This is a genomic window from Streptomyces africanus (assembly GCF_030816955.1).
GTDB lineage: Bacteria > Actinomycetota > Actinomycetes > Streptomycetales > Streptomycetaceae > Streptomyces > Streptomyces africanus.
In genome coordinates this window covers 578057-603554 of the sequence record NZ_JAUSYP010000001.1, presented here as the reverse complement: position 1 = coordinate 603554, position 25498 = coordinate 578057, and the positions used below count along the sequence as shown (strand labels likewise).

The 25498-nt window shown below is 73.3% G+C and carries 25 protein-coding genes and 1 riboswitch; of the genes, 5 read left to right on the top strand and 20 right to left on the bottom strand.

The window, feature by feature from the left end; all coding sequences use genetic code 11:
- Window positions 1–17: 17 nt before the first annotated feature.
- The 5 genes from QF034_RS03085 to QF034_RS03065 form a co-directional block, all read right to left on the bottom strand.
- Window positions 18–815: an SDR family oxidoreductase gene (locus QF034_RS03085; protein WP_307173429.1), complete on the bottom strand. Its 798-nt coding sequence runs from the start codon at window positions 813–815 to the stop codon at window positions 18–20.
- Complete coding sequence (locus tag QF034_RS03080) at window positions 812–1768, bottom strand: transketolase family protein (protein WP_307173428.1); 957 nt, start codon at window positions 1766–1768, stop codon at window positions 812–814. The genes QF034_RS03085 and QF034_RS03080 overlap by 4 nt, the downstream gene beginning before the upstream one ends.
- Window positions 1765–2643, bottom strand: a complete 879-nt coding sequence (locus QF034_RS03075) for a transketolase (protein ID WP_307173427.1) — start codon at window positions 2641–2643, stop codon at window positions 1765–1767. The genes QF034_RS03080 and QF034_RS03075 overlap by 4 nt, the downstream gene beginning before the upstream one ends.
- Before the next feature lie 209 nt (window positions 2644–2852).
- Entirely contained in the window at window positions 2853–3299 is a 447-nt protein-coding gene (locus QF034_RS03070) for an SRPBCC family protein (RefSeq protein ID WP_307173426.1), read from the bottom strand.
- 326 nt (window positions 3300–3625) lie between these two features.
- Window positions 3626–5440 (bottom strand): ABC transporter ATP-binding protein, encoded by a 1815-nt coding sequence (locus tag QF034_RS03065; RefSeq protein ID WP_307173425.1) that lies wholly within the window; start codon window positions 5438–5440, stop codon window positions 3626–3628.
- A gap of 374 nt (window positions 5441–5814) precedes the next feature.
- Between QF034_RS03065 and QF034_RS03060 the strand changes: the two genes are divergently transcribed.
- Complete coding sequence (locus QF034_RS03060) at window positions 5815–6474, top strand: hypothetical protein (RefSeq protein WP_307173424.1); 660 nt, start codon at window positions 5815–5817, stop codon at window positions 6472–6474.
- On the opposite strand, the gene QF034_RS03055 is transcribed toward QF034_RS03060, so the two are convergent.
- Window positions 6462–7118, bottom strand: a complete 657-nt coding sequence (locus QF034_RS03055) for a maleylpyruvate isomerase N-terminal domain-containing protein (protein WP_307173423.1) — start codon at window positions 7116–7118, stop codon at window positions 6462–6464. The genes QF034_RS03060 and QF034_RS03055 overlap by 13 nt on opposite strands.
- A gap of 41 nt (window positions 7119–7159) precedes the next feature.
- Window positions 7160–7762, bottom strand: coding sequence for a TetR/AcrR family transcriptional regulator (locus QF034_RS03050; RefSeq protein ID WP_307173422.1), 603 nt, complete (start codon window positions 7760–7762; stop codon window positions 7160–7162).
- Window positions 7763–7851: 89 nt separating this feature from the next.
- Between QF034_RS03050 and QF034_RS03045 the strand changes: the two genes are divergently transcribed.
- Window positions 7852–9009, top strand: coding sequence for an FAD-dependent monooxygenase (locus QF034_RS03045; protein ID WP_307173421.1), 1158 nt, complete (start codon window positions 7852–7854; stop codon window positions 9007–9009).
- Window positions 9010–9101: 92 nt separating this feature from the next.
- On the opposite strand, the gene QF034_RS03040 is transcribed toward QF034_RS03045, so the two are convergent.
- The 9 genes from QF034_RS03040 to QF034_RS03000 form a co-directional block, all read right to left on the bottom strand.
- Window positions 9102–9956 carry an energy-coupling factor ABC transporter ATP-binding protein gene (locus QF034_RS03040; protein ID WP_307173420.1) on the bottom strand — a complete coding sequence of 285 codons (855 nt, stop codon included), beginning with the start codon at window positions 9954–9956 and terminating at the stop codon, window positions 9102–9104.
- Window positions 9953–10702 (bottom strand): cobalt ECF transporter T component CbiQ, encoded by a 750-nt coding sequence (gene cbiQ, locus QF034_RS03035; RefSeq protein WP_307173419.1) that lies wholly within the window; start codon window positions 10700–10702, stop codon window positions 9953–9955. The genes QF034_RS03040 and cbiQ overlap by 4 nt, the downstream gene beginning before the upstream one ends.
- A gap of 5 nt (window positions 10703–10707) precedes the next feature.
- Window positions 10708–11082 (bottom strand): energy-coupling factor ABC transporter substrate-binding protein, encoded by a 375-nt coding sequence (locus QF034_RS03030; RefSeq protein ID WP_307173418.1) that lies wholly within the window; start codon window positions 11080–11082, stop codon window positions 10708–10710.
- Window positions 11079–11780, bottom strand: a complete 702-nt coding sequence (locus QF034_RS03025) for an energy-coupling factor ABC transporter permease (RefSeq protein ID WP_307173417.1) — start codon at window positions 11778–11780, stop codon at window positions 11079–11081. Before QF034_RS03025 ends, QF034_RS03030 begins: the two co-directional genes overlap by 4 nt.
- A 30-nt stretch (window positions 11781–11810) precedes the next feature.
- A riboswitch (cobalamin riboswitch) is annotated at window positions 11811–12171 on the bottom strand.
- Window positions 12172–12261: 90 nt separating this feature from the next.
- The gene (locus QF034_RS03020; RefSeq protein ID WP_307173416.1) at window positions 12262–13674 is read right to left on the bottom strand and encodes a serine/threonine-protein kinase; all 1413 of its coding nucleotides are present in this window, start codon (window positions 13672–13674) and stop codon (window positions 12262–12264) included.
- 651 nt (window positions 13675–14325) lie between these two features.
- Window positions 14326–15654 carry an MDR family MFS transporter gene (locus QF034_RS03015; RefSeq protein ID WP_307173415.1) on the bottom strand — a complete coding sequence of 443 codons (1329 nt, stop codon included), beginning with the start codon at window positions 15652–15654 and terminating at the stop codon, window positions 14326–14328.
- The gene (locus tag QF034_RS03010; protein ID WP_307179785.1) at window positions 15651–17495 is read right to left on the bottom strand and encodes an ABC transporter permease subunit; all 1845 of its coding nucleotides are present in this window, start codon (window positions 17493–17495) and stop codon (window positions 15651–15653) included. Before QF034_RS03010 ends, QF034_RS03015 begins: the two co-directional genes overlap by 4 nt.
- Before the next feature lie 71 nt (window positions 17496–17566).
- Window positions 17567–18103 (bottom strand): GNAT family N-acetyltransferase, encoded by a 537-nt coding sequence (locus tag QF034_RS03005; RefSeq protein WP_307173414.1) that lies wholly within the window; start codon window positions 18101–18103, stop codon window positions 17567–17569.
- Window positions 18104–18157: 54 nt separating this feature from the next.
- Complete coding sequence (locus QF034_RS03000; protein WP_307173413.1) at window positions 18158–18955, bottom strand: VOC family protein; 798 nt, start codon at window positions 18953–18955, stop codon at window positions 18158–18160.
- A 187-nt stretch (window positions 18956–19142) separates the two neighbouring features.
- Between QF034_RS03000 and QF034_RS02995 the strand changes: the two genes are divergently transcribed.
- Window positions 19143–19991 (top strand): class I SAM-dependent methyltransferase, encoded by an 849-nt coding sequence (locus tag QF034_RS02995; RefSeq protein ID WP_307173412.1) that lies wholly within the window; start codon window positions 19143–19145, stop codon window positions 19989–19991.
- A gap of 21 nt (window positions 19992–20012) precedes the next feature.
- Here the strand turns inward: QF034_RS02995 and QF034_RS02990 are convergent, their stop codons facing one another.
- A complete protein-coding gene (locus tag QF034_RS02990; RefSeq protein WP_307173411.1) occupies window positions 20013–20810 on the bottom strand; it encodes an SDR family NAD(P)-dependent oxidoreductase in 798 nt (265 codons plus the stop codon).
- Between the two features lie 151 nt (window positions 20811–20961).
- On the opposite strand from QF034_RS02990, the gene QF034_RS02985 reads away from it, so the two are divergent.
- Together QF034_RS02985 and QF034_RS02980 are read left to right on the top strand one after the other, a co-directional pair.
- Window positions 20962–21627, top strand: coding sequence for a hypothetical protein (locus tag QF034_RS02985; RefSeq protein ID WP_307173410.1), 666 nt, complete (start codon window positions 20962–20964; stop codon window positions 21625–21627).
- Window positions 21628–21802: 175 nt separating this feature from the next.
- Entirely contained in the window at window positions 21803–22435 is a 633-nt protein-coding gene (locus tag QF034_RS02980; RefSeq protein ID WP_307173409.1) for a sigma-70 family RNA polymerase sigma factor, read from the top strand.
- Between the two features lie 419 nt (window positions 22436–22854).
- On the opposite strand, the gene QF034_RS02975 is transcribed toward QF034_RS02980, so the two are convergent.
- From QF034_RS02975 to QF034_RS02965, 3 genes are read right to left on the bottom strand one after another with little or no spacing between them, the layout of a single operon-like run.
- Window positions 22855–23736 (bottom strand): metal ABC transporter permease, encoded by an 882-nt coding sequence (locus tag QF034_RS02975; RefSeq protein WP_307173408.1) that lies wholly within the window; start codon window positions 23734–23736, stop codon window positions 22855–22857.
- A complete protein-coding gene (locus QF034_RS02970) occupies window positions 23733–24581 on the bottom strand; it encodes a metal ABC transporter ATP-binding protein (protein ID WP_307173407.1) in 849 nt (282 codons plus the stop codon). Before QF034_RS02970 ends, QF034_RS02975 begins: the two co-directional genes overlap by 4 nt.
- A complete protein-coding gene (locus tag QF034_RS02965) occupies window positions 24578–25498 on the bottom strand; it encodes a metal ABC transporter solute-binding protein, Zn/Mn family (protein WP_307173406.1) in 921 nt (306 codons plus the stop codon). The genes QF034_RS02970 and QF034_RS02965 overlap by 4 nt, the downstream gene beginning before the upstream one ends.

The window sequence follows — 25498 nt, the reverse complement described above, 5'->3', positions numbered from 1 at the left end:
GTCACGCCCGTGACGTGCTAGTTCATGAACATCCCCCCGTCGACGTTGATCGTCTGGCCCGTGATGTACGCCGCTTCCTCGGAGGCGAGGAAGAGCAGGAGGTTGGCCACGTCGTCGTCGGTACCGGCCCGGCCCAGCGGGATGCCGGCGACCCATTCGGCCATGAGTTCGCCCGGCTCGTAGTCGCCCAGCAGCCGGCCCCAGGCGCGGTCGTTGTAGTCCCACATGTCGCTGCCGACGATGCCGGGGCAGTAGGCGTTCACGGTGATCCGGTCCTTGGCGAGTTCCTTCGCCAGGCTCTGTGTGAGGCCCACGACCCCGAACTTGCTGGCCGCGTAGTGCGGTGTGTAGATGAAGCCCTGACGTGCCTGTCCCGATGCGGCGTTGAGGATGCGCCCGCCGCGCCCGTGCCGCCGCATGCTCGCGGCGGCGGCCTGCGCGCACAGGAACGTTCCTGTGGTGTTGACGGCGAGGACCTTCTGCCAGGCGTCGAGGCTCAGGTCCTCCAGCGGGCTGATGGTGATGACGCCGGCGTTGTTGACCAGGACGTCCACACCTCCCCGGGTACGGTCGGCGAGGTCGAAGGCACGGGCCACGTCGTCCGCCGAGGTGACATCCGCGCGGACGCCGAGCGCGCTGCCGGCGGGGTGCTGGGCGGCGACCGTCTCGGCCGCCTCCTCGACGGCCTCGGACAGGTCGAGCATCAGCACGTCGGCGCCTTCGCCGGCGAACCGCGCGGCTGTCCCGCGTCCGATGCCCTGCGCGGCGCCGGTGACGACGACGCACTTGTCCTTGAAGCGAAGGGAAGGTGTCACAGCAACTCCCGTACGGCGGAGGCGATGCCGTCGGCTGTGAGGCCGAAGTGCTCCAGCAGGAAGGCGGCACTCCCGGTCGGCGCGAACTCGCGCCGCACGCCGAGGATCCGCATGGGCACGGGACGGTTCTGCGCGACGACGCTCGCCACGGCCGCGCCGAGGCCGCCCGTGGTGGTCGCCTCCTCGGCGGTGACGATGCCCCGCGTTTCGCGCGCGGCCCGCAGGACGGCATCCAGGTCCAGCGGCTCGACGAAGGTCATGTTCAGCACCCGGACGCCGATGCCCTCGGCCCGCAGGGCCCCGGCGGCGGCCAGGGCTCGGGAGACCATGGTCCCGACGGCCATGACGGTGACGTCCGTGCCGTCGGTGAGCTGGATGCTGCGGCCGGGTTCGAACGGTGCTGCGCCCTCTGGCGTGACCGACGGGACCTTGAACCGGGGGATGCGCAGGTAGCTGGGGCCGTCGTGCGCGGCGGCCCAGCGGACGGCGGCGCGGGTCTGCGCCGGGTCCGCGGGCACGGCGACGGCCAGATCGGCGATCGCCCGCATCCAGGACAGGTCCTCGATCGAATGGTGGGTCGGACCCAGTTCCCCGTAGGCCAGACCGGGGCTCTGGCCGCAGAGCACCACCGGAAGTGCGTTGTAGGCGGCGTCGGTCTTGATCTGCTCCGTGGCGCGGCCGGTCAGGAAGGGACCCGCCGCGCTGACGAACGGGACGAAGCCGCCGATCGCGAGCCCGGCGCCGACGCCGACGAGATCCTGCTCGGCGATGCCGACGTTGATGAGGCGGTCGGGGAAGAGCTCCTTGAACCGGACGAGGTTGCTCGACCCCACGGAGTCATTGCAGACGGCGACGATCCGCTGGTCCTCGGCGGCCAACGCGATCAGTTCGTCCGCGAACGCCTGGCGGCAGTCGTAGGTCTGTACGGCCTCGGACATGACATCGGCAGTCATCGGCTGAGCTCCTCAAGGGCGGCCTGAACCTGCTCGGAATCCGGCACCTTGTGGTGCCACTCCACGCGGTCCTCGATGAACGACACGCCCTTGCCCTTGACGGTGCGGGCCACGACGGCGACCGGCCTGGCGGTCGTGGACGGGCGCAGGGCGGACAGCAGCCGGCCGTGGTCGTGGCCGTCGACGTCCCGCACCTCCCAGCCGAAGCCGGCCCACTTGTCCGCGAGCGGCTCCAGCCGCTTGGTCTCCTCGGTGCGGGCGCCCTGCTGGAGACCGTTCCGGTCGACGATCGCCGTGAGGGAGGAGAGGTCGTGGTGCGCGGCGGTCATCGCCGCCTCCCAGTTGCTGCCCTCCTGGAGTTCTCCGTCGCCCAGGACGACGAAGGTGCGGTACGACCGGCCCGACACCTTGGCCGCCAGTGCGCAGCCGACCGCGACGGGAAAGCCGTGACCGAGGGGTCCGGTGTTCGTCTCGACGCCCGGTACCTTCCTGCGGTTCGGGTGGCCGTTGAGCGGGGAGAGCGGCGCCATGAACGTGGACAACTCCGACAGCGGGAAGAAGCCGCTGTGGGCGAGGGTCGCGTAAAGGGCCGCCGCACAGTGCCCCTTGCTGAGGATGAAGCGGTCGCGGTCCGTGTCGCGCGGCTTCTCGGGATCCACGGCCAGCACCCCGCCGAACAGGGTGGCGAGGATGTCCGTCACCGACAGATCGCCGCCGATGTGGCCGAGCCGGGCGCCGTCGATCATCCGCACGACGCTGCGGCGCACGTCGGTGGACAGCTGCCTCAACTCGTGCAGGCCGACCGCGTCTTCGCCGGCGACACGCCGGCGCCGTTCCCGGAACCGCGCGATCCCGGCTGGGTCTGTGGTGAGCATCTGGATCGTCCTTGATCGCTGGATCTCGGGGGCGGCGAGGGGCCTCGTGGCACCGGCCGCAAGCAGGGCTTGAATAGATATTCAAGCGTGAATCGCGAACGCCATCATGCTGGGCGCGTTTCGGCCACGTGTCAATAGGGTGAATCGATGCCTTTGCGGCTCGTCGCGCACGGACGGCACGAGCAGGGCGTACGCCGGGAGGGGTGCCTCTACCGTCCGATGAGCCGCTGTTCGAGGTCGCGCAGGTCCTTGCGGAGCGAGGAGCGGACCTGGCGGGCCAGGAGCGGCGCGGCCAGCCGGTAGAAGCCGCCTTCGCCGCCGCGGACCCGAATGCGGGCGCGCGTGCCCCGGGCGTCCGGCTCGAAGGCGTACGTGACGTGCATGGGCATCGGACCGGCCACGGAGATCATGTCCAGCAGGCGGGGCGGTTCGTACGCGGCCACCCGCAGGACGTAGTCGATGCGCCGGCCGAGGAAGAAGGCCGTCCGGGTGATCTCGGCGTCGACGCCGAAGCCGCCCGTGTCCGCCTCCCGGGTCAGCTCCGCGGTGCGGATGCCCTGCGTCCACTCGGCGTCATGGCGCCAGTCCATGGCGTACTCGGCCACCCGTTCGGGCGGGAGCGGGATCACGCGCTCCACGGACACGTCGATCGTCATGGCGCCGCCGCCTCGTCCTCGGCCGGCCGGGTCCGGGGCCGGGTGCTGTCTCCAGGATCCTCGGTGGCGCAGGTGGGCGCACGACGGGCATGCCGGGTGCGGTTCGATCGGGGACGGCGTCGGAAGCCTCGCTGTCGTGAGTACGCGTACTCAGTCGCGCCCGCGCAGCTACCGATTCGAGCGGTCGGCCGCCATGAGAAGGTCCCTCCATGTCCGCCTCGACAACCGTCGGCCGTGGCCCGCTTGCCGCAGTCGCCCTGGACCTCCCCTAGGGGTGTCCGCGAAGGCCGTCTCCTCAAGGGACGAGGAGACGGCCCGCCTCCCGTTCAGAGCACCTCGGCCCGCCCCGTGGTGTCGTCGAGGAACCCGCCCGACTGGTGCTGCCACAGCTTCGCGTAGGCGCCGTCGGACGCGAGCAACTCCTGGTGCGTGCCCTGCTCGACGATCCGCCCGCGGTCGAGGACGACGAGCTGGTCCATGGAGGCGACCGTGCTCAGCCGGTGTGCCACCACCAGCGCGGTCCGCCCGTCCATGAGCCGCCACAGCGCCTCCTGCACGAGGAGTTCGCTCTCCGAGTCCAGGGCGCTGGTCGCCTCGTCGAGCAGCAGGATCGGCGCGTCGCGCAGGATCGCCCGGGCCAGAGCGACGCGCTGGCGCTGACCGCCGGACAGTTTGATGCCACGCTCGCCCACCATGGTGTCGAAGCCGTCCGGCAGCACGTCGGCGAACTCGGTGACATGGGCCGCCTCGGCCGCCCGGCGGATCTCGGCCTCGGTGGCGTCCGGCCGGGCGAACGCGATGTTGTCCCGCAGGGTGCGGTGGAACATCGCCGGGTCCTGCGGCACGTAGGCGATCTGGCTGCGCAGGTCGGCCTGGCGCAGCCGGCTGATGTCCTGACCGCCGACGAGGATGCGGCCGCCGTCGATGTCCGTCATCCGCAGCAACAGCCGCGTGAGGGAGGTCTTGCCGCCGCCGGACCGGCCGACCAGGCCGACCCTCGCCCCGCTCGGCACGTCCAGGTCGAGACCTTCGAACAACGGCCGGCCGCCCCGGTGCGCGAAGGTCACCTTCTCGAAGCGGATGCCGGCGGACCGGGGCCGCAGCGGCTCCGGCGACGGTGGGTCGAGCACGGTGGGAGGCGTCAGGAGCAGCTCGGTGAACTGCGCGGCCTCGGTCATCGAGCTCTCCAGCCGGCGGTAGATCTGGTTGAACTCGAACATGATCCGTGTCGCGTTGCTGTAGTAGGTGAAGGCGACCACGATCGCCTCCACGCCGTTCCCGCTTCCGGCGAGCGTGATGGCGAGCAGCAGCCCCATCGCGTTGGTCAGCACCGACATCGGCGCGACCAGTGTGTCGATGCGGAGGTTGCCGTAGTCCCACGACCGCAGTGTGAGCCGGCGTGAGGTGGCGACCCGGGAGCGGTGCTCGGCGGCCTCGCGCTCCTCCGCGGCGAACGCCCGCACCGTGTCCATGTTCATCAGGCTGTCGGCGACGTGGCCCGACACCCGGGCGATCGCCTCCTCCCGCAGGTCGACCAGCGCCTGGCGGCGCCGGATCAGAGGCACGACCAGCACCCCGGTCAACGCGATCATCACCAGCAGGCCGACCACGAGCAGGGGTTCGTAGCGCCACAGCACCACCGCCCCGAACGCCAGCGGCACGAAGCTGCCCACGATCTGGAACGTCAGCGTGTCCACGAACTGCTCGAAACGCGAGGCGAAGCTCAGGACGCGCTTGGTCAGCGAACCGGCGAAGTTGTCGTGGAAGAACGCGGCGTCCTTGGCGAACAGCTCGTCCATCCCGATCACGTACAGGTGCTCGATGCCGAGGGCGTCGAGGCGGTTGAGGCAGTGCACGGCGATGCGCCACAGGGCCTCCGCGAACAGCAGGACCCCGACGAAGCCGAGGACGTACGGCAGTGCCGAGTCGACCGTGACGTTCCTGTCGTCGGCGATGCCGCCGACGAGCTTGGCGACGATCAGCGGCGCGACGTAGTTGATTCCGATGTTGCCCAGCGCCATGAACAGCATCGCGGGTGCCGTCAGCCGGCGGAGCCGGGACAACTCCCGTCCGTAGTAACGAAGTGCGAGAAGTACCGAGCGTTTGCCCGGCTGAACCCTGCGCGATCCAGGCGTATCCATCCCACCCCTGTGTCGTTCTGTGGCCGCCCGCCACGCGCGCATGTGCGGGCAGGGGCCATCACCGCAACGGATGTGTGGAGATTCGGGTCGAGTCCGGCAGTCTCCCGCGACGGCGACCGCGGCGTCCAAGTGTTTTCCGGCCCGGCGGTGGTGCGCAGGGAGCGCCAAGAGGCACGGTCGGCGGACTCGGGGCGGTCGGGGCCGTGCTGCAGGGCCGGCCGGGCGGTTCAGGACGTGTGTGCGCGGGGGTGTCGGTAGGGCCACCCCAGCATCGGGTGTCCAGGCCCAGGGACGGGCCGTCCCGGGGGCGGCAGCATGAGTGTCGTCGGCAACCGGCCGACGAGCGATCCGCCACCGGACATCGGGGGACCCCCATGAACGAGACCTTCGCCAGGCGCCTGACGGGCCTCACCGGCATCGCCGCCGCGGCCGCCCTCATCATCGAAGTGCCGCTGTACTTCGTCTACTCCGGTCCGCCGCCGGACGCGAACGTCCTCACCAGGCTGCTGCTCGGTATCTTCGCGCTGGCGTTCCTGATCGTGTTCGTGACGGCGTTCCGCGAGCTGGTCAAGCGGGTGAACCCGGCCTATGAGTGGGTGGGTTCGCTCGCCTTCGCCACCGGACTGGTCTACGTGGCGGTCACCCTGGTCTCCAGCGGGCTGGAGGCCGGCGCGGTCATCGCCGCCGACCGTTCCATCGATCCGACCATCACGGTCAGCGGCACCTACATCCTCTACGGGTCGATCGGCAAGGTGCTGATGGCGCTGTTCCTCACCGCGGTGGGCTTCGGCATCTCCCGTACGAACCTGCTGCCGCGCTGGACCGGCCGCTCCGCCTACGTCCTGGCCGGGGTCAATCTGGCCTTCGTGCCGTCCCTGTTCTTCGGCAACGACCCGGCGGACTTCTACGCGGCGAACGGCTGGGGCACCACCGCGTCGCTGGGCGCGATCCTCAGCTACTGGCTGCTCGCGCTCGGCATCACGACGTACCGCAGCGCCACCGTGAGGGTTGCCCTGCCCGCTCAGCCCAGGTAGATCGGCAACTTCGAGGCCAGATCGCCCAGTTCGGCCTCTTCGGCCGCGGTCGGCGCCCGCCGCCCCGTACCCACCAGCAGTGCGTCCGCGTCGGAGAACGACGGCGGGAAGGCGCTCCCGGTGATCTGCTCCAGCATCTCGCGGGACCGGGCGAGCCCCTCCGCGGGCGGCGGCGCGGCGTCCGGGAGGTGGGCGATCAGGTCGAGATGGTGCAGCGTCCACTCCATGACGTACGTGGAGAGGTAGTCGCCCACGGTGAGAACCTCGCCGCGGGTGCCGACCCTGAGACCGGGGTCGGCGAGCTCCGCCGCGCGGCCCGCGGCGGAGCCGACGTCGTCCAGGTGGAACTTGAGCAGATGCGGTTCCCCGTACGCGGCGGCCAGCCGGACGGTCAGCGCGTCGAGCGGGTCGTCTCCGGTCGGCGGCGTGTCGGAGATCTCCCAGTAGGTCAGCGCGTCACGGGTCGGTTCCCCGTCGGCGGGCGTGGCGAGGGTGATCAGGACGTCCTGCGCGTCGATGACCAGATGGCACACCAGGTCCCGCACCAGCCAGCCGGTACAGCCGGACGGCCGGGCGAAGTCCTCGTCGGCCAAGTCGGCGACCGCCGCGCGCAACGCCGTCCAAGAACGTGAGAACAGATCCACCTCGGCAACCTAGTGCGGCGCCGCGAGGGCCGACAAGCGCTTTACGGCCGACCGGGCCCGCCGCGGGCGGTGCCGGTGGGCGCGGGCTGTCGGAGCGCCGCCGCCACGAGTCCGCGGATCTCCTGCTCCGACACCGATCCGCCCCCCACCAGCCGGTCGAAGACCAGTCCGTCCACACAGGTCAGCAGCGTGACCGTGCGGTCCTCGGCGTCCGCGACACCCTGCGTGGCCAGGAAGTCGCGTACGGCTTGCCGCCCCGCGTTCCGGCGCGGCACGAGAATCTCCCGCAGCTCGGGGTGGTGCACGCTCTCGATGGCGCACGCGTAGCGCGCGAGAGAGCGCCGTCGTCCTTCCCCTGTGAGCCGTTGCTCGACGAACGCGGCGATCCCGGCCACCAGTTCCCCGGCATTCCGCGGCACCGGAGCCCGGTCCCCGATCGCCTGGAGTTCCGCCTGGTCGAGGGCGACCAGGCGCCGGACCAGGGCGGTGAGCAGTGCCTGGCGGGTGCGGTAGTAGGCGGACGTGGTGCCGGGCGGCAGGTCAGCCGCCCGGTCCACCGCGCGATGGGTCAATCCTCGGATTCCGGCGTCGGCGAGCACACCGATGGCCGCATCGGCGAGGACGGTACGTCGGTCTGTGGGCATCCCCCCTTTCTACACCTGTAGAGGAGCGGGGGTACGATCCTTCTACATCTGTAGAAAGATCGTGGCGGGGCGGACGAGGGAGGGCCGGTATGGGTGGCAGCGCGGTCGTGGTGGGCGGAGGCATCGGCGGGCTGGCCGCCGCGCTCGGTCTGCGCCGGATCGGCTGGGAGGTGACGGTGGTCGAACGCGCCCCCGTCCTGGACGACGCGGGCGCCGGTATCTCCCTGCACGCCAACGGGATCCGCGCCCTGGACGTCCTCGGTGTCGGCGAGGCGGTGCGCGCGGCTGCGCGGCCCCAGTACACCGGGGGCACCCGGGCCCCCGGTGGCGGCTGGCTGGCCCGGATGGACGGGACCGCTCTCGAACGCGAACTGGGCACACCGATCGCAGGTATCCCGCGGGCCACGCTGCACGGCCTGCTGCGTGCGGCGTTGCCGTCCGGGTGCCTGCTGACCGGGGCCGAGGCGACGTCCGTCGACCGCTCCGACCCCAGCCGGGTGCGGATACCGCTCGGGGACACCGCTCTGGAGGCGGATCTGCTCGTGGCCGCCGACGGTGTGGGCAGCAGGCTGCGCGCCCAGCTGTTCCCCCAGCACCCCGGCCCGGCCTACAGCGGCTCGACCGTGCTGCGCGCCGTCACCGAGCGCCCGGTGGAGTTGGCCACCGACTTCGAGCTGACCTGGGGGAGGGGAGCCGAGTTCGGGCACATCGCGTTCGCCGACGGCCGGGCCGAGTGGCACGCAGTGCTCAACTCGCCGCCCGGGGTGCGGCACACGGACGCCCTCGACGCGATGCGCCGACGGTTCGGCACCTGGCACGATCCGATCCCTGCGCTGCTGGACGCGACCCGCCCCGACGCCGTCCTGCACCACGACATCCACGAACTGGTGACGCCCTTGCCGGCGTTCACCGCGGGCCGGATCGCGCTGCTCGGCGACGCCGCCCACGCCATGACCCCGAACCTCGGCCAGGGCGCCTGCCAGGCGCTGGAGGACGCGGCCGTGCTGGCCGCCGCACTCGCCACCGAGCCCACCGTCACATCGGCGCTGGCCCGTTACGACGCCGAGCGCCGCCCGCGCACCCAGTCCGTCGCACGCGCCGCCCGCCAGGCCGGCCGGATGGGGCAGCAACTGACCCACCCGCTGGCCGTCGCCGCGCGGAACACCGCTCTCCGTCTGGCCCCCTCCCGCGCGACCGTCCGCGCCATTCTGCGGCATGCCGACTGGACACCGCCGGTCCTGCGCTGACGACAGCGACGAAGACTCCCAAGTCTCCGGGCGCCCCCCAGTCTCCGGGCGCCCCTCAGTCTTCGGGCGGCCCTCAGTCTCCGGGTCGCCCCTCAGCCTCCCGGCGTGCCCAGCCGTCCGGCCGCGAGGGCGGCGAGTTCCGCGGGCGTCCGCGGCCCCGGCTCCGCGCCGGTCAACCACCCCTGCGCGCGCAGGAGTTCCGCCGCGGCGGCTCCCCACGGCAGTCGCAGCCCCGCCTCCCGGAGCAGATCGGTGCGGGCCAGTGCCTCGGGGGCGGGCCCGGTGCGGACCCCGGACGGGGTGAGGAGCGCCGCGTCGTCGGCCCAGCGCAGCGCGAGGTCGACGTCGTGGGTGGCCATCACCACCGTGGTGCCGGCCTCACGGAGTCCGTCGAGCGTGGTGAGGAGCCGTTCCTGGCCGTCGGGGTCGAGTCCGGCCGTCGGCTCGTCGAGGACGAGGACACGGGGCCGCATGGCGACCGCGCCCGCGATGGCGGTGCGTTTGCGCTGCCCGTAGGAGAGCAGATGGGTGGGCCGGTCGGCCAGGGCGGTGATGTCCAGGGCGACGAGTGCCTCCGCCACCCGCGCCCGCACCTGCGCGTCGTCCAGACCGAGGTTCAGCGGCCCGAACGACACGTCCTGCTCGACGGACGCCGCGAAGAGCTGGTCGTCCGGGTCCTGCACCACCAGCTGGACGGTCGTCCGCAGCCGGGTCAGGCCCTTGCGGTCGTACGTCACCGGCTGCCCCGCGACCGTCAACCGGCCCTCGCGGGGCCGCAGTCCGCCGCTGAGGAGCCGCATCAGCGTGGTCTTGCCGCTGCCGTTGCGGCCGAGCAGCGCGAGCGCGCGCCCCTCGCGGATCTCGAAGTCCAGGCCGCTGAGCACGGCCGGGCCGTCCTCGTAGGCGAAGGACGCGCCCCGCAGGGCGACGAGGGCGGGCTCGCTCATGTCAGCGGCCTTTCCAGTACGAAGGTGAGGACGGCCAGCGCCGCGAGGAGCACGCAACTGGCCGTCGTGAAGCGGACGGAGACACGGGCCTCGGGCACGAGGACGCGCAGGGTGCCGTCGTAGCCGCGCCCGGCGAGTCCGGACTGGAGGCGGACCGCCCGGTCGAAGGCCCGGACGAACGCGGTGGCGCCGAGTCCGCCCAGGGACCGCCAGGCGGCGGCCCGCGTGGTGTGCCCGAGCCGGGCGGCCTGGGCGTCACGGACCCGGCGCACGGAGTCCAGCAGCAGGAAGCTCATCCGGTACGTCACGAGCGCCACGTCGACGACCGGCGCGGGCACCCCGGCCCGGACCAGCCGCGGCAGCAGGTCGGACATGGGCGTGGTGAACGCGAACAGCAGCACACCCAGGGAGGCCGCCGAGGTGCGCAGCAGCAACTCCCCGGCCCGGACCGGCCCGTCACCGGTGAGGGAGACGAAGCCGCCCGGCCCGCCCACCTGCACGAGCAGCGTCAGCGCGCCGGTCACGCAGAAACCCAGCGGCACCCGGTAGGCCCGCCACAGCCGGCGCCCGGGCACGCCCGCCGGACCCAGCAGCACCACCAGGGCGGTCAGCAGCACCAGAGCCGCGCCCGGCCAGGGCGGCAGCGAGATCGCCAGCAGGGTCAGACCCAGGCCGAGGACGGCCTTGTCCACGGGATGGCGGCGGCGCCAGCGACTGCTGTGCGCCGCCGCGTCGATCGGCAGCACGCGGCTCAGGCCCCTTCGGCCGGGGACTTCTCGGCGGTACCGTCCGCCGCGTTCCCGGAGTCCGGCCCCCGCTCCCGCGCCCGCCGCTCACCCTGCCGCCTGCCCCGGCGCAGGCCGAAGTAGTAGGCGAGGACACCGGAGCCCAGGGCCGCCTGGAGGGAGAACAGCGCCGACTCGATCTCACCGGACGGCGGTTCGTACAGGGGGGAGAACCAGGGCTTGTAGTCCGGCTCGATCTCGGTGATCGCCGTCTCCGCTTCGCCGTCGGAGCCGGTGAACGGCTCCTTCTTGTGGTCGCCGAGGCCGAGCGCGAGCGGCAGCACGGCGAGCGCGGCCACGGCGAGCAGCAGCAGAAGGTTGATCTTCGTGTTCCTGCTCATCGGGCCACCTCCTCGGTCTCGCTCCGGGACTGCTTCCCGGCCACGAGCACACCCAGCCGGGTCAGTTCGCCCTTGCTGGACTGCACCAGCAGCCGCATCACGAGGACCGTCAGCAGTCCCTCGCTCACCGCGAGCGGGATCTGGGTGACGGCGAAGATGGAGCCGAACTTGCCGAGCGCGCCCAGGAACCCGCTGCCCGGGTCGGGGAACGCGAGCGCCAGCTGCACGCTGGTGACGCAGTAGGTGGACAGGTCGGCGACGAACGCGGCGGAGAACACGGCGACCATCAGCGGCACGTCGTAGCGGCGCAGCAGGCGGTACACCGCGTAGCCCGCCCAGGGGCCGACGATCGCCATGGAGAAGACGTTGGCGCCGAGCGTGGTCAGACCGCCGTGCGCGAGCAGCAGCGCCTGGAAGAGCAGGGTGATGGTGCCCAGCACCGCCATGACGGGCGGCCGGAACAGGATGGCGCCCAGGCCCGTGCCGGTGGGGTGGGAACAACTGCCGGTGACGGACGGCAGTTTCAGAGCGGACAGGACGAACGTGAAGGCACCGGAGGCACCGAGGAGCAGGGTGCTCTCGGGGTGCTCGCGCACTTCACGGGTGAGCGACCGGACCCCGTGGAGGACGAACGGCGCGGACGCGACGCCCCAGGCGGCCGCGTGCGCCGGCGGCAGGAAACCCTCGGCAATGTGCATGGCTCAGCAGACCCTCTCCAGCACCTCGTGGATGGTTGACGCGCCTTGGCCGGTCTCCTGGCTCACGGGTCCCACCGCCCGTACTCCGCCTTCCCGGGGCCGTGGGCCCTGGCGTCACATTCCCGTCGTCCGCCCGAAGGGCGGGCCGCGCGGCGTCTGGCGCATGCGATCGCAAGGCGCCGGAGCGCCCCCGTGGCGGAGCCACGTGGGCGATTCGGCAACGCGGCGAGCGTGCGTGCCAGACGTCGCGCGGCAGACGGGAATGCGACGCCAGGGCCCTAGGACCCAGTGGCCGCCCGTGAGGGCCGGAGCCGGACTTCCCGATCACAGTGGCGAGGGCCGCACCGGCATCACACCGGATTTCCCGTTCACCAAGGCGTGGTGACAGTAATGCCGGGATAAGGGCCATGACAAGCCAGCCGAGGGGGCGCGCGAGGGGGCGCGTGAAGGGGCGACCGCTCGCACACCGGCGCAGGAGGGCTCAGTCGTCCCCGTCGTCGCCCTCGTCCTCCCCACTGTCCCCGGACTGTGGAGGCTGTTCCTGCTGGGGCTTGTCAGCCTTCTCCGGCGAGCTGTTGCTCGTCTCCTGCGCCGGGCTCGTGGCGCCGGTCGTCGCTTCGGCGGGGGCCGGGGAAGCGGGTGCCGTGGTGGAGGGAGTGACATCGGCCACTGTGCCGGCCGTCGGCGTCGTGGCGGCCGCCGGGGCGGAGGCCAGGGGGTCGGCGGAGTCGGCCGAGTCGCCGGGCGAGGGGGCTGCCGGGCTGCTCGCGGACGGGGACACGTCGGGTTCCGTGCCCTCCGTCGCGGTGTCGTCGGGCGAGAACCACTGCATGCCGGCGAGCATCGCGGCGAGGAAGACGGCCGCCGCGGCCACCGCCGCGGCCGTCCTGCGGTGGTGGCCGAGACCGCCACGGGGCGCGGCGCGACGGGAACGCCCGCCCGAAGCGGTGCGGGACCCGGTGGGCAGCGCGTACGTGGCCGGGCTGCCAGTGCCGGTGCCGGTGCCGGTGTCGGCTGCCGTGTACGGCCCCGGCCCGGCGGGCGGCACCGGCGACGCCGCCTCCGGCAGCGGCTCGGGCAGCCCCCGCCACGCGCCGCCGGCGAACCACTCGGCGGCCTGCTGCGCCGTGGGCCGGTCCTCGGGCTGCTTGGCGAGCAGGGCGAGGAGGTAGCTCTCGAAGGCCGGCGGCAGACCGGCGACACCGAGTTCCCGGGGCGGTACGGGGGCGTTGTCGAGATGCTGGTGCAGGAGTGCGACGGCGGTGTCGGCCTGGAACGGCGGGCGGCCGCTGAGGAGCTGGTAGAGCACGCACCCCAGGGAGTACGTGTCGGAGGCGGGACCCGCGGGCCGGCCCAGGGCCCGTTCGGGCGCGAGGTAGAGGCCGGTGCCGACGATCTGGCCGGTCGCGGTGAGCGCGGCGCCCGGGTCGTCGAGGAAACGCGCGATGCCGAAGTCGCCGATCTTCAGCGTGCCGCCCGCGTCCAGCAGGAGGTTGGCGGGTTTGACGTCGCGGTGCACGATGCCCTGCTCGTGCGCGGCGGCGAGTCCGGCGGCGGCCTGCGCGGCGAGCCGGGCCACCCGCTCGGCGGGGAGCGCGCCGGAGACGGACAGCACCCGGGCGAGGCTGTCGCCCTCGACCAGCTCCATCACCAGGTACAGGCGGTTGTCGTACTCGCCGAAGTCCAGGACCCCGACCACGTTGGGGTGGTTGAGACGCCCGGCCGTCCGGGCCTCCAGGCGGAACCGGGAGGTCGCCGTCGCGTCGGTGTCCTGAGGCAGCAGCAGCTTGACGGCCACCGCTCTGGCGAGCGTCTCGTCGTACGCACGCCAGACCTCTCCCATTCCGCCGCGCCCGATCTCAACGTCCAGCCGGTAGCGGCCCGCTAGCAGCACTCGTCCTCGTCCTATGCTCGTGGGAAGGTCCTCGCCGCGGGCCGTAACTCCCCGCGTCGGAGCGGGGATTGGTGGGGGGTGCCGCAGCCGACCCAGGATACTGGCGCTGCGTGACCACCGTTCCCCGGTGCGGTGCCGTGGACGGTACGGTCCAGGAAACCGGGGAGCGGAGCGGTGCCCCGCCGGGGTGATGGCGCGACGCACGTGGTTGCCCAGGCTGTCCCCGGCGCCTCGCCGGCCGCCGGATCGGGCCGCCGCTGTGCCTTCCCTCTCTTCTCTCCCTTCTCTACGTCTCGGCCTGTTCGCCGGGCAGCCGCGCGTCGGGCCCGTGCGTCTCCGTATGCCGCGGTCGGGGCTGCCGCGAGCCGGCCTCCTGCGTCTGCGCGTATGGTCGGGCTGCCGGGCAGCCGCGCGCCGGGCCGGTGCGTCTCCGTATGCCGCGGTCGGGCCGCCGCGAGCCGACCTCCTGCGTCTGCGCGTGTGGTCGGGCTGCCGGGCACCCGCCTCTCGCTGCCTGTGGTCGGCTGCCGCGCGTTCGCCGCCTGCGCCTTCGCCTGCGTCTGCGGTCGGCCTCTGCGCGCCCGGCCCTGTATCTCCGCCTGCCGTCAGGCCTCCCGCGCCCGTCCCTTGTGCCTGTGCCTGTGCCTGTCGTCAGGCCGCCAAGCCCGCCCCCTGCGCCCGCTCCTTCCGGCGCGGCAGCAGTGTCACCGCCAGGGCGGGGACGGCCGCGAGGAGGAGCCAGGGCACGGCGGGCGGGAGGCCCGCTTCGAGCAGGGAGCCGGTGGCCGCGCTGCCGGCGAGGACGATCAGGCCAGAGACGGACGACAGCGCACCCATGTAGAGGCCGATCCGGCCCTCCTCGGCGAGATCGGGCACCCAGGCGCGGGCGGCGGGCACGACCAGCATCTGTCCGACGGTGAGCAGCACGACGAACCCCGCGGCCGGCAGCAGCCCGGCGGTACCCGTCCAGCCGGCGGGGCGCGCCGCGGCCACCACCGCGAAACCGGACGCGATCAGCAGCAGCCCGGCGGTCATGGAGCGGCGCAGGTCGAGCCGGTCGCCCGCCCAGCGGGTCACCGGCAGTTGGGCGAACACCACCAGCACCGAGGACAGGGCGAACAGCCAGGACAGCGGCGCCTGGGAGCCCGCCGCGCGCTGCACCTCGTCGGGCAGGGCCAGATACAGCTGGTTGTAGGCGAGCAGGTACGTGCCGTACGCGCAGCACAGCGCCAGGAAGCGGCGGTTGCGCAGCAGCATGCGCGCCCCGCCCTTCTCCCGGGTCCGGACCCGGCCGGGGATGTGCTGCGGCATCAGCCACACGTGTCCGGCCAGGACGAGCACGAACACCGCGGCGCCCGCGAGGCACGCGGTGCGGAAGTCGACGGCGAGCAGCAGCGCGCCGAGCAGCGGTCCGACGAAGGCCCCGGCCTGGCCCGCCACGCTGAACAGGGCCAGGAGACGGGTGCGTGAGCCGTGTCCTTCCTCCTCCCAGACCACCGCCTGGCGGGCCACCTCGGACTCCACGGCGGGGGAGAACAGCGCGGCGGCGAAGCCGATCACCAGGACCGCCCCGATCACGGTCCAGCTCGCCTCCGCGTACCCGAGCCACGCGAACCCGGCGATCCGCAGCACGCAGCCCGCCAGCACGACCGGGCGCACGCCGTAGCGGTCGACGAGCGAGCCACCGACCACGAACAGGCCCTGCTGGCTGAAGGTGCGCAGCCCGAGCACGAAGCCGACCAGCCAGCCCGCCATGCCGATCGCGGTGCCGAGGTGCTCGGCGAGGAACGGCAGCACGGCGTAGAAGCCTACGTTGAAGGCTAGTTGGGTCACGATCAGCAGCCGCAGCAGCGGGGACAGGTCCCGCCAGAGCCGCCAGGTGCTCTCGCGCGGAGCCCTGGGCGTCGCGCCGTCGGGTGTCTCCTCGCCGGACGCAGGGGCGGCCCGGCGGGCCAGGACGCGGGATATGGGGCCTGTCATCGTTCTTCTCTCGCTGAGAGGGATACGGGGGTCAGAAGGGCGTCGCCGTGGTCCGGCCGCTGCCGCGGGGCGGGCACGACCCGGTCGCCGGGCGGCCCCGCCGCGCTGTCGGTCCGCCCGCGCCGCCGGGGCGGGCGGACGCCGTCGGCGGCCGTCACCGCGAGCGCACCCAGCAGGACCAGTACGGCGGCCGGGAAGAGGACGGCCCACGGGGCGCGCTCGGCGTACGGCTGGTTCTCGGCGAGCAGCAGACCCCACTCGGGGGACGGCGGCTGTGCGCCCAGGCCGAGGAAGCCGAGCGCGGCGAGGCTCAGCGCGACGCCGGGCAGCCGGAGCAGGGCGTGCCGGGCCACCGGCGGCAGGACGGCGGGCAGCAGTTCGTGCCGGAGCAGGTGTCCCCGCCCGGCACCCAGCGCACGGGTGGCGGCCAGGTGCGTGGTCGCACGCTCCTGACGCAGCAGGGAGGACGTGTGGGCGGCCAGCGGGGACCAGGCCACGACACCGACGGCGAGGGCGGGCGCCCAGGGGCCGCTGCCCGTGACGCCGGCGACGAGGAGCCCGGCCAGGACGGGCGGTACGGCACTGACGGTGTCGACCAGCGGCCCGGACAGCCGCGGCAGCAGCCCCAGCAGCAGCCCGGCGAGAAGGGCCGCGGCACTCACCGCGAGCGCCGTGCCGAGGGTGTTCAGCGCGCCGTGGGCGACCCGGGCGAGGACGTCCCGGCCCAGCGCGTCCGTCCCGAACGGGTGGGCCGGGGAGGGGCCTTGCAGCCGGGCGAGGGTGTCCAGGGCGAGCGCGTCACGCGGCAGGCCGAGGCCGATGACCGTGGCGAGCAGCGCCCCGTACAGCAGGGGCAGGGCGCGGGGCGGAGGCGGGGCCCGCCGGTGCAGGGAGTGCAGGGCGCCGTCGCGCAGCGCGGGCCCGGTCAGCAGCCGGGCCGCCAGCCGGGCGAGGGCGCCGGCGGTGGCCGCGAGCAGGACGAGGGTGAGCGTGCCGGTCTGCAGGACGGGCAGGTCCTGGGCGAGCGCGGCGTGCAGGGTGAGCCGGCCCAGGCCGGGGATGTCGAAGATCTGCTCGACGGCGACGGACCCGCCGGTCAGGCCGACCACGAACAGGCCCAGGTTGGGCAGCAGTCCGGGCACACAGCGGCGCACCGCCTGCCGTGCCACGGACTTCGGCGGAACACCGCGGGCCGCGGCGGCCAGCGCCCAGGGTTCGGCGAACGCGCCGGGCAGCAGGTCGTCCAGCATCCGCCCGAGGACCGCGCCGACCGGCAGGCCGAGGGCCAGCGAGGGCAGCACCATCCACCGCGGCCCGTACCAGCCGAGGGCCGGCAGCCAGCCCAGCTGCACGCCGATCACCGAGGCGAGCACCGCGGCGACGAGGAACTCGGGCAGCGCCGCCAGTACAGCGGTCGCCGTGCCGCCGGCACCGCGCGCGCCGAGCCGGCCCCGCGAGCCGAGCCGGAGGGTACGGGCGCACACGGCCGTCGCCGTGACGGCGGCGACGACGAGGGCGCCGGACATCAGCAGCAACGACGCGCCGAGCGCCGGCAGGACGGAGGGCAGCACCTGGGCACCGGACACCCACGACGTGCCCGCGTCCCCGTGCGCCAGCCCGCCCAGCCAGCGGCCGAGCAGCGCCAAGGGGCCGTCGTCGAGCCCGAGTTCGTCGCGGATGGCGCGCAGCGTCTCGGGGGTCGGGTCGCGGTCCGCCGAGCGGGACTTCAGCACGGTCAGCGCCGGGTCGGTGCGCGACAGCCACGGCAGCAGGCCGATCGCGCCCACCAGGCCGGCCGTGAGCACGACCCGCCACAGCAGCGTCGGGACGCCGCCGCGCACCAGAACGCGCAGGGCGGCCAGGCCCCTGCTCAGGGGTGAGATCGAGGTGTTCACCGTCGTCCCCGGGTCACTCAGGCGAAGGGGATCTCGAAGTGCACCACGCCGCTGCCCCCGCCGGGCACGTCCTCCCGCTCGTCGCACACCACCTTGCCCAGCGTCCGCCACAGGCCCATCGCACCGGGCGAGTGCGGATACGTGTGCAGATACACGGACCGGTACCCACCGTCGGCCCGCGCGAAGTCCAGCAGACCCTCCACCAGCCGCCGGGCCAGGCCCCGCCGCCGGTGCTCGGGGCGCACGTACACCCGCCGGAGCTGTGCCGTCTCGCCCGAGGGGAACCGCTCCGCCAGCCAGCGCGGGTTCGGCGGATGCGCCGGGCCCCGCGCGTCCAGCGCCGCCGTGGCCGCCACCGTCCCGTCCCGCTCGTCCACGGCGACCAGGAGCGTGTGCCGTGGCGGCAGGACGTAGAAGGACGCGGGGTCGATGATGTCGGCGTGCCACCCTGGCACGTATCCCGTCCGGAAGTCCCGGTACACCGCGTCGAGCATCACCACCCGGGCCCCGTCGAGATACTCCGCCGTGGCTTCCCTGATGATGACGTTGCGCATTTGCACATCATATGCAAGAAGCTTTTCCGGCTCGCCAGGGGGTGTCCGCCGGGCTCAGCTCCCGGCCGGGGTGAGCACCACGAAGTCCGCGTTCGCCGGGTCGAGGCAGACGGCCAGCCGGCCGACGCCCTCCGCGTCCGCGGGCCCCATCTGCACGCTGCCGCCGTTCTCGGTGGCCTTGGCCACCGCGGCGTCGCAGTCCTCCACGGCGAAGACCGGGTGCCAGTACGGCCGGCCGTTCGTCAGCGACAGGTTCTCCTTGCCCATCTCCATGAGACCGCCGTGCATGCGCTCCTCGGGCAGTCCCGCGGGAGTGATGAGGGTGTACGTGCCTCCACCGCCCGGCAGCTCCATGTCGCCGAACTGCCAGCCGAACAGGCCGCCGTAGAACTCCTTCGCGGCCGTCGCGTCGCTCGTCATCAGCTCGGTCCACGACAGCGAGCCCGGCTGGTCGACCAGGTCGACGCCCTTGCTCGTCCCCGGCTGCCAGACGGCGAACTGGCCGCCCAGCGGGTCGCTGTACTGCGCCATCCGGCCCCACTCGTCGAGGTCCATCGGCGCCACCCGGACGGTGCCGCCCGCCTGCTGCACGGCCTCCGTCGTGGCGTCCGCGTCGGGGACGCTGAAGTAGAGCATCCAGGCCGAGCGCGCTCCCTCCTCCGTGAGCTTGCCGAGACCGGCGACGATCTTGCCGTCCTTCCGGAACATGCCCCCTTCGAAGTCCTCGCCCCCGCCCATGGACTCGTAGTCCCACCCGAGCACGGCGCCGTAGAAGGCCGCGGCGGTCCGCACGTCCGGAGTGCCGAGGTCGAGCCAACAGGGGGAGCCGGGGGCGAACTCCGTGGTGATCATGGCGATGCTTCCCTTCCGCAGATTCGGTGTGCCCAGCGTGACACCGGGCACTGACAACCGCCCGTCGGCCGAGACCCGGCCGGCGGATCCCCGGCCGTCCCTGGTGGCTTGCGGGGCCGTGGAATCATCGGGGGGCATCGCCCGGTCGGGTGATCGCGCAATCCTGTGCGGTGAGGTGGTGGGCGGCGTGGCGGTCGGCTGGGAGTGGGACGACACGTTGTTCTCGGGGACCGCCGCCTACTACGAGCGGGGGCGGCTGCCGTACGCCCCGGGGCTGGCCGACGCGCTCGCCGAAGCGCTGCGGCCCGACGGAGCGGGGCGCCTCATCGACGTCGGCTGCGGGCCAGGGACCGTCGCCCTGAGCCTCGCGCACCTGTTCGGCGAGGTCGTCGGCGTGGATCCCGACCGCGGGATGATCGCCGAAGCCGGACGCCGGGCCGCGGAGCGGGGAGTGGGGGAGAGGACCCGGTGGGTGCGGGCCCGCGCCGAGGAGCTGCCCGCGGGGCTCGGCACGTTCGCCGTCGCCGCCTTCGCGCAGTCCTTCCACTGGATGGACCGCGACCTTGTCGCGGCGACCGTCAGGGACATGCTCCAGCCGGGCGGGGCCGTGGTGCACGTCGCGGACCTGAAGACGGAACACCGCACCCTCGACGGCCTGCCGCACCCGGCGGTCCCCTACGCGGCCGTGGACGACCTGGTCAGGCGATACCTGGGACCAGTGCGGCGGGCGGGCCGCGGAGTCCTGCCGCAGGGCACAGCGGGCGGCGAGGCCGAGGTGTTCGCCCGGGCGGGGTTCTCCGGCCCCCGGCGTCTCGTCGTACCCGGCGGGCAGGCGCTGGAGCGGACCGTCGACGATGTCGTCGCCTGGGTGTTCTCGATGTCGTTCTCGGCGCCGCATTTGTTCGAAGGACGCCGGGACGACTTCGAGGAGGACCTGCGCCGGCTGCTGCGGGAGGCCTCCGCGGAGGGCCGGTTCTCCGAACGCGGCCCGAGCACGGAGGTCTTCGTATGGCGGAAGGACCCCTCCGGGCACTGAACGGCAGGCGCCGGGACGGCGTCAGTGCACCGACATGCCGCCGTCGACGAAGACCGCCTGCCCGGTGATGTAGGCGGACGCGGGGCTCGCCAGGAAGACCGCCGCCCCCGCGAAGTCCTCGGCCAGTCCGTTCCGCCCGATCAGCGTGCGTTCGGCGAGGGCGGCCACCTTCTCCGGATCCGACGACAGCCGCGCGTTGAGCGGTGTCATGACGAAGCCCGGCACCAGTACGTTGCATGTGACGCCGCGCGGCGACCAGGCCTCGGCCTGCGACCGCGCCAGCGACTCCAGGCCGCCCTTGGAGGCGCCGTAGGCACCGCTCTGGACGAACGCCCGGTGCGCCTGCTGCGAGCTGATGTGCAGGATCCGCCCGTAACCGCGCTCCGCCATGCCCGGGCCGAAGCGCTGGCCCAGCAGGAAGGGCGCGTCCAGGTTGACGGCCATCGTGAGGTCCCAGACGTCCTCGGTGAGTTCGTCCATGGGCGGACGCACGTTGATCCCGGCGCTGTTGACGAGGATGTCGGGTTCCCCGAACGCCTCGACGGCCCGCTCGGCGGCCGTCCGCACACCCTCGCGCGTACTCAGGTCCGCGCTGACCCACGCGGCGCGGCAGCCCCCGGCCGTCAACTCCTCGACCGTCGCGGTCAGTCCTGCCTCGCCACGGGCCACGACCACCACGCTCGCCCCGGCGCGCGCGAGGGCACCGGTGATGGCGCGGCCGATGCCCGAACTGCCGCCCGTGACCACCGCGGTCCGGCCGTGCAGGGAGAACAACTCGGAGAGATAGGCCTGGGTGGCCGGCCTGGCTGCTGTCGTCATGACGAGCACTCTAGATCGGCCCGCACGCCCCCCGCTGAACTCCGGTTCACGGACAGTGGTTTGGATCACATGGCGTGGATTGAGTGCCCGTCCCGGGCGATGTCCGTACCCCTGGGCGACGGAGCGGGGCCGGATGCGAGGATGAGGCGCCATGACGGCTGGGCGGTGTGCTCGCACGATACGGGCCGCGGTGTTCGCGGCCGTCTGTGTCGTGCTCGCCGCCCTGGGACACGTCATGATGTCCGGCGACCAGGTGCCCCTCCGGACGCTGCTGGCCGGCTGGGCCGTGACGGGCGTGGCGGGCTGGTGCCTGGCGGGCCGCGAGCGCGGACTCCGGCTGGTCGTCGCCGTCGCCGTGGCCGTCCAGACGGCCCTGCACTCGGCGTTCTCGCTCGTGCCGTCGGCGCCGGACTCCATGCACATGGGGACCAGCGGTACGGCATCCATCGGGCACGGCGTGGGATCCGCGGAGCCCATGCGGACGTCCATGCCCACCCCCATGCCCATCTCCGAGCACATGGGGCACGCGGGACACACTCCCGGCGGTGACTCGTCCCTCGGGATGCTCGCCGCCCACCTGCTCGCCGCCCTGCTGTGCGGCCTGTGGCTGGGGCACGGGGAGCGGGCCGTCTTCCGTCTGCTGCGTGCCGTGGGCGGCCGGCTGGCCGCGCCGCTGCGGCTGCTGTTCGCCCTGCCCGCACCGCCGCCCCCGCCCGTGCGCGTACGGTGGTGGTCCTCGGACCGGGCGCCGCGCCTCCTCCTTCTCGTCCACGCGATCACCTCCCGAGGGCCACCGGTGAGGGCCGCTGCCGTCTGACGGCAGCCGGTAGGTCCCGGGGCGGCCCCTGCACGCCCCGGTGCCGTACGGGTCCGGCCCATCGGGCACGGCCCGTCCCTCACTCACCGGACCGCGCAGTCGTGCGCGCACGCCCGGCATCACGTACGCCCGTGCACGCCCTCCCGTGGTCCCGGAACTCCGAGAAGGACACCAGGTGATCACTCCTGCCCTGCCCCTTTCGCACGAGAGAAGAGAGCCCCCGGCGTCGGCCGACGAGTCGATAACCGCCTGGGCGCTGGCCGCCCGCGGCGGTGACCCCGTCGCCGTCGACCGCTTCGTGCGCGCCCTGCACCGCGACGTCATCCGCTACGTCGCCCATCTGTGCGCCGATCCGCAGGCCGTGGACGATCTTGCGCAGGACACGTTCCTGCGGGCGCTCGGCAGCCTGCACCGGTTCGAGGGCCGCTCCTCGGCACGTACCTGGCTGCTGGCCATCGCCCGGCGTGCGGTGGCCGACAGCCTCCGGTACACCGCCGTCCGCCCCCGCCCGGCCGACCTGCCCGACTGGGAGCCGGCGGCCGAGCTCGCCCAGCCGCGCGGTCTGCCCGGCTTCGACGACGGCGTGGCGCTGCTGGAGCTGCTGGCCTCACTGCCGGACGAGCGGCGCGAGGCGTTCGTCCTCACCCAGATGCTGGGCCTGCCGTACGCGGAGGCCGCCGAGCTGAGCGACTGTCCGGTCGGCACCGTCCGCTCCCGCGTGGCCCGCGCCCGGGCGACACTGTTGGCCCTGCTCGCCGAGGCGGAGCAACCGGCCCCGGCCGCGCCACGGGCCCTGGCCGCGGCCTGACACCCCCTGGGCGCCCGCCGGGTCTCTCCGGCGGGCGCCGGGCGGCGCGGGCTGTTCAAGGGGCCGGGGTGCGCAGACGGTGGCCTGCGCCACCTGCCTCCGCACTTGCGACGCGGAACGACTGCGCCGGCTCGCGCCCTGACGGTCGGTCAGTCTGCCGTGCGTGCCCGGCGCCGTGACGTCGAAGGCCCCGAGCCGCCCGGGCGCGGTCGGCGTCCGCCCCCACAGCGAGGCGTACCTGCGCCGCCGGACCCGGCCCGCGCTCACGGTGCGGACCTCGGCGGAGGCGGCCGCCTGGGAACGCGGCACCCTGACCGTGCCCGGGTCCCGCGTCGACCACTGGCCGGGCAGTGGGCACCACCTGCACGAGGAGCACGTCGAGCGGACGATCCCGCTGCCGCGCGACTGGACGGACCGCGTCATGCCGCCCCCACCGCCGTCCGCCGCGATCCCCACCGCCGGGTCCGGTAGCTCCCGGCCACCCGGCACACCGTGTAGATGCCGAACGAGATCGTCGTGACGTAGGGGCTGATGGGAACGCTGCTGCCCAGCGCGAGCAGGATGCCGCCCTCGATCGAGGCGACGGCGAACAGCACGCTCAGCGCGGGCAGCAGCACCGGCGACGCGGTGACGCGGGCGGCGGCCGCGGCCGGAGTGACGACCAGCGTGAGTACCAGCAGCGCCCCGACGACCTGCACCGACAGGGCGACCGCGAGCCCGAGCACCAGCATGAACGCGAAGGACAGCGTGCGCACCGGCACCCCGCGTGCCTCCGCGACATCCGGGTCGGTGCTGGCGAAAGCGAGCGGACGCCACATGACCGCCAGGGCGATCAGCACCAGCACGGACGTGCCGAGCAGCCACGACATCTGCGGGGTGTCCACGGCGACGATCTGACCGGTGAGCAGCCCGAACTTGTTGGCCGCCCGGCCCTTGTAGAGGGCGAGGAAGAGCACCCCGAGACCCAGCCCGAACGGCATGATGATGCCGATCACCGAGTTGCGGTCCCGGGCCCGTGCCCCCAGCACCCCGACGGCGCCGGCCGCGAGGAGCGAACCGGCGATCGAGCCCGCCACGATGTTCGCACCCAGCAGCAGCGCGGCCGACGCGCCCGCGAAGGACAGCTCGCTGATGCCGTGCACCGCGAACGGCAGGTCCCGCATCAGGACGAAGACCCCCGCCAGCCCGCCCACGAGCCCCAGCGCCACGCCCGCGATGAGCGAGTTGCGGACCAGGCCCAGGAGTTCGCCGTAGTCCGTGAAGTCGAAGATCTGCTGCCAGACCCCGTCGGCGAGCGTCATGCGCGCACTCCGTCCGTCTCGTGAACCTGCCCGGGATGGTGCGGCGGCGCGGCCGGATCGTCCGGGGCCCCGGCGACGACGACCCGCCCGCGCACGCGCACCACGTCGACCCGCGTGCCGTAGAGCCGGGACAGCGACTCGGAGGTCAGCACCTCGTCCGGGGTGCCGACGCGGTGGCCGCCGGGGGCCAGGTACAGCACCCGGTCGACCATCCCCAGCACCGGGTTGATCTCGTGCGTCACGAAGACCACCGCCGTGCCCTGCGAGCGGCGCCGGGCGTCGATCAGCTCGGTCACGGCCCGCTGGTGGTTCAGGTCGAGCGACAGCAGCGGCTCGTCGCACAGCAGGAGCCGCGGATCGGTCGCCAGGGCCTGCCCGATGCGCACGCGTTGCCGTTCGCCGCCGGACAGCATGCCGAGCGGGACGTCGGCGTAGGCCGCGGCCCCCACCGACTCGAGGATCTCGTCCACCCGGCGGCGGACCGCGCCGGTGCGCAGGCGCGGCCCGAAGCGGTGCCCGTCGATGCCGAACCGCACGAGGTCCCGGGCGCGCAGCATGGCCTGCGCGGACAGCGCCGCCTGCTGCGGGACGTAACCGATGTGCCGGGCGGCGTCGCGAGCGGGCCGGCCGAGGACGGTCAGCGTTCCGGCGGACAGCGGCCGACGGCCCAGCAGCGCCCGTACGAAACTGGTCTTGCCCGCCCCGTTCGGCCCCAGCACGGCCAGGAACTCCCCGGGACGTACGTCGAGGTCCAGGCCGCTCCACACCGTGCGCTCGCCGTAGGACAGGGCGGCGCCGCGCAGACGGACGACGGGAGTGCCGTCCTGCCGGGACACGGCGGTCACTTGGCCAGCGCGCTCGCGAGCGCGTCGACGTTGGAGGTCATCCAGCCGAGGTAGTCCTTGCCCTTCGGCAGCGTTTCGGTCACGGGCACGACGGGGATGCCGGCCGCCTTGGCCGCCGCCTTCGCCTTCTCGGTCTGCGGGCCGGAGGTCTGCTCGTTGTAGACGAGCGCCTCGACCTTCCTGCCGCTGAACAGGGCCAGGCTCTCCTGGAGGGTGCGTGGCGAGACGTCGTCGCCCTCCTCGATCGCCTCGCTGAACTCCGCGGGCGTCCTGTTCACCAGGCCGCTCGCCTCGATCATGTACAGCGGTACGGGCTCGGTGATCGCGACCGCGCCGCCGCCGTGCTCCTTCTTGATCCGTGCCTCCTTCGCCTCCAGCGGCGCGAGCTTCGCCTTGAAGGCGGTGGCGTTCTTCCGGAAGGCGGCCGCGTCGACGGGGTCGGCCTCGGCGAGGGCCGCGGATATGCGGTCGGCGACGCGGGCCACGGTGGGGAAGTCGTACCAGACGTGCTCGTTCAGCTCGCCGCCCTTCGGCGCCGTCTTGCCGGACACCCGCACGGCGTTGATCACCTGGGCGGAGTCGTTGTGGCCGCTCTTGAGCATGCGGTCGACGAAGTCGTCGTAGCCGCCGCCGTTCTCGACGACGACCTTCGCCTTGGACAGGGCCAGCTGGTTCTGGGTGTCGGCCTCGTAGGAGTGCGGGTCCTGGTCGGGGTCGCTGATGACCGAGGTGACGTCGACCTTGTCGGCGCCGATGCTGCGCACGATGTCGCCGTAGACGTTCGTGGAGGCGACCACGGGCACCTCGGGCGAGGTGCTCTTGGCGTCGGCGGAGTCCGACGAGCTGCCGCAGCCCGCGAGAAGGGCCAGTGACGCGCTGGTCAGCAGCGCCAGGCGGCGGGACGTGGACAGGGGCAT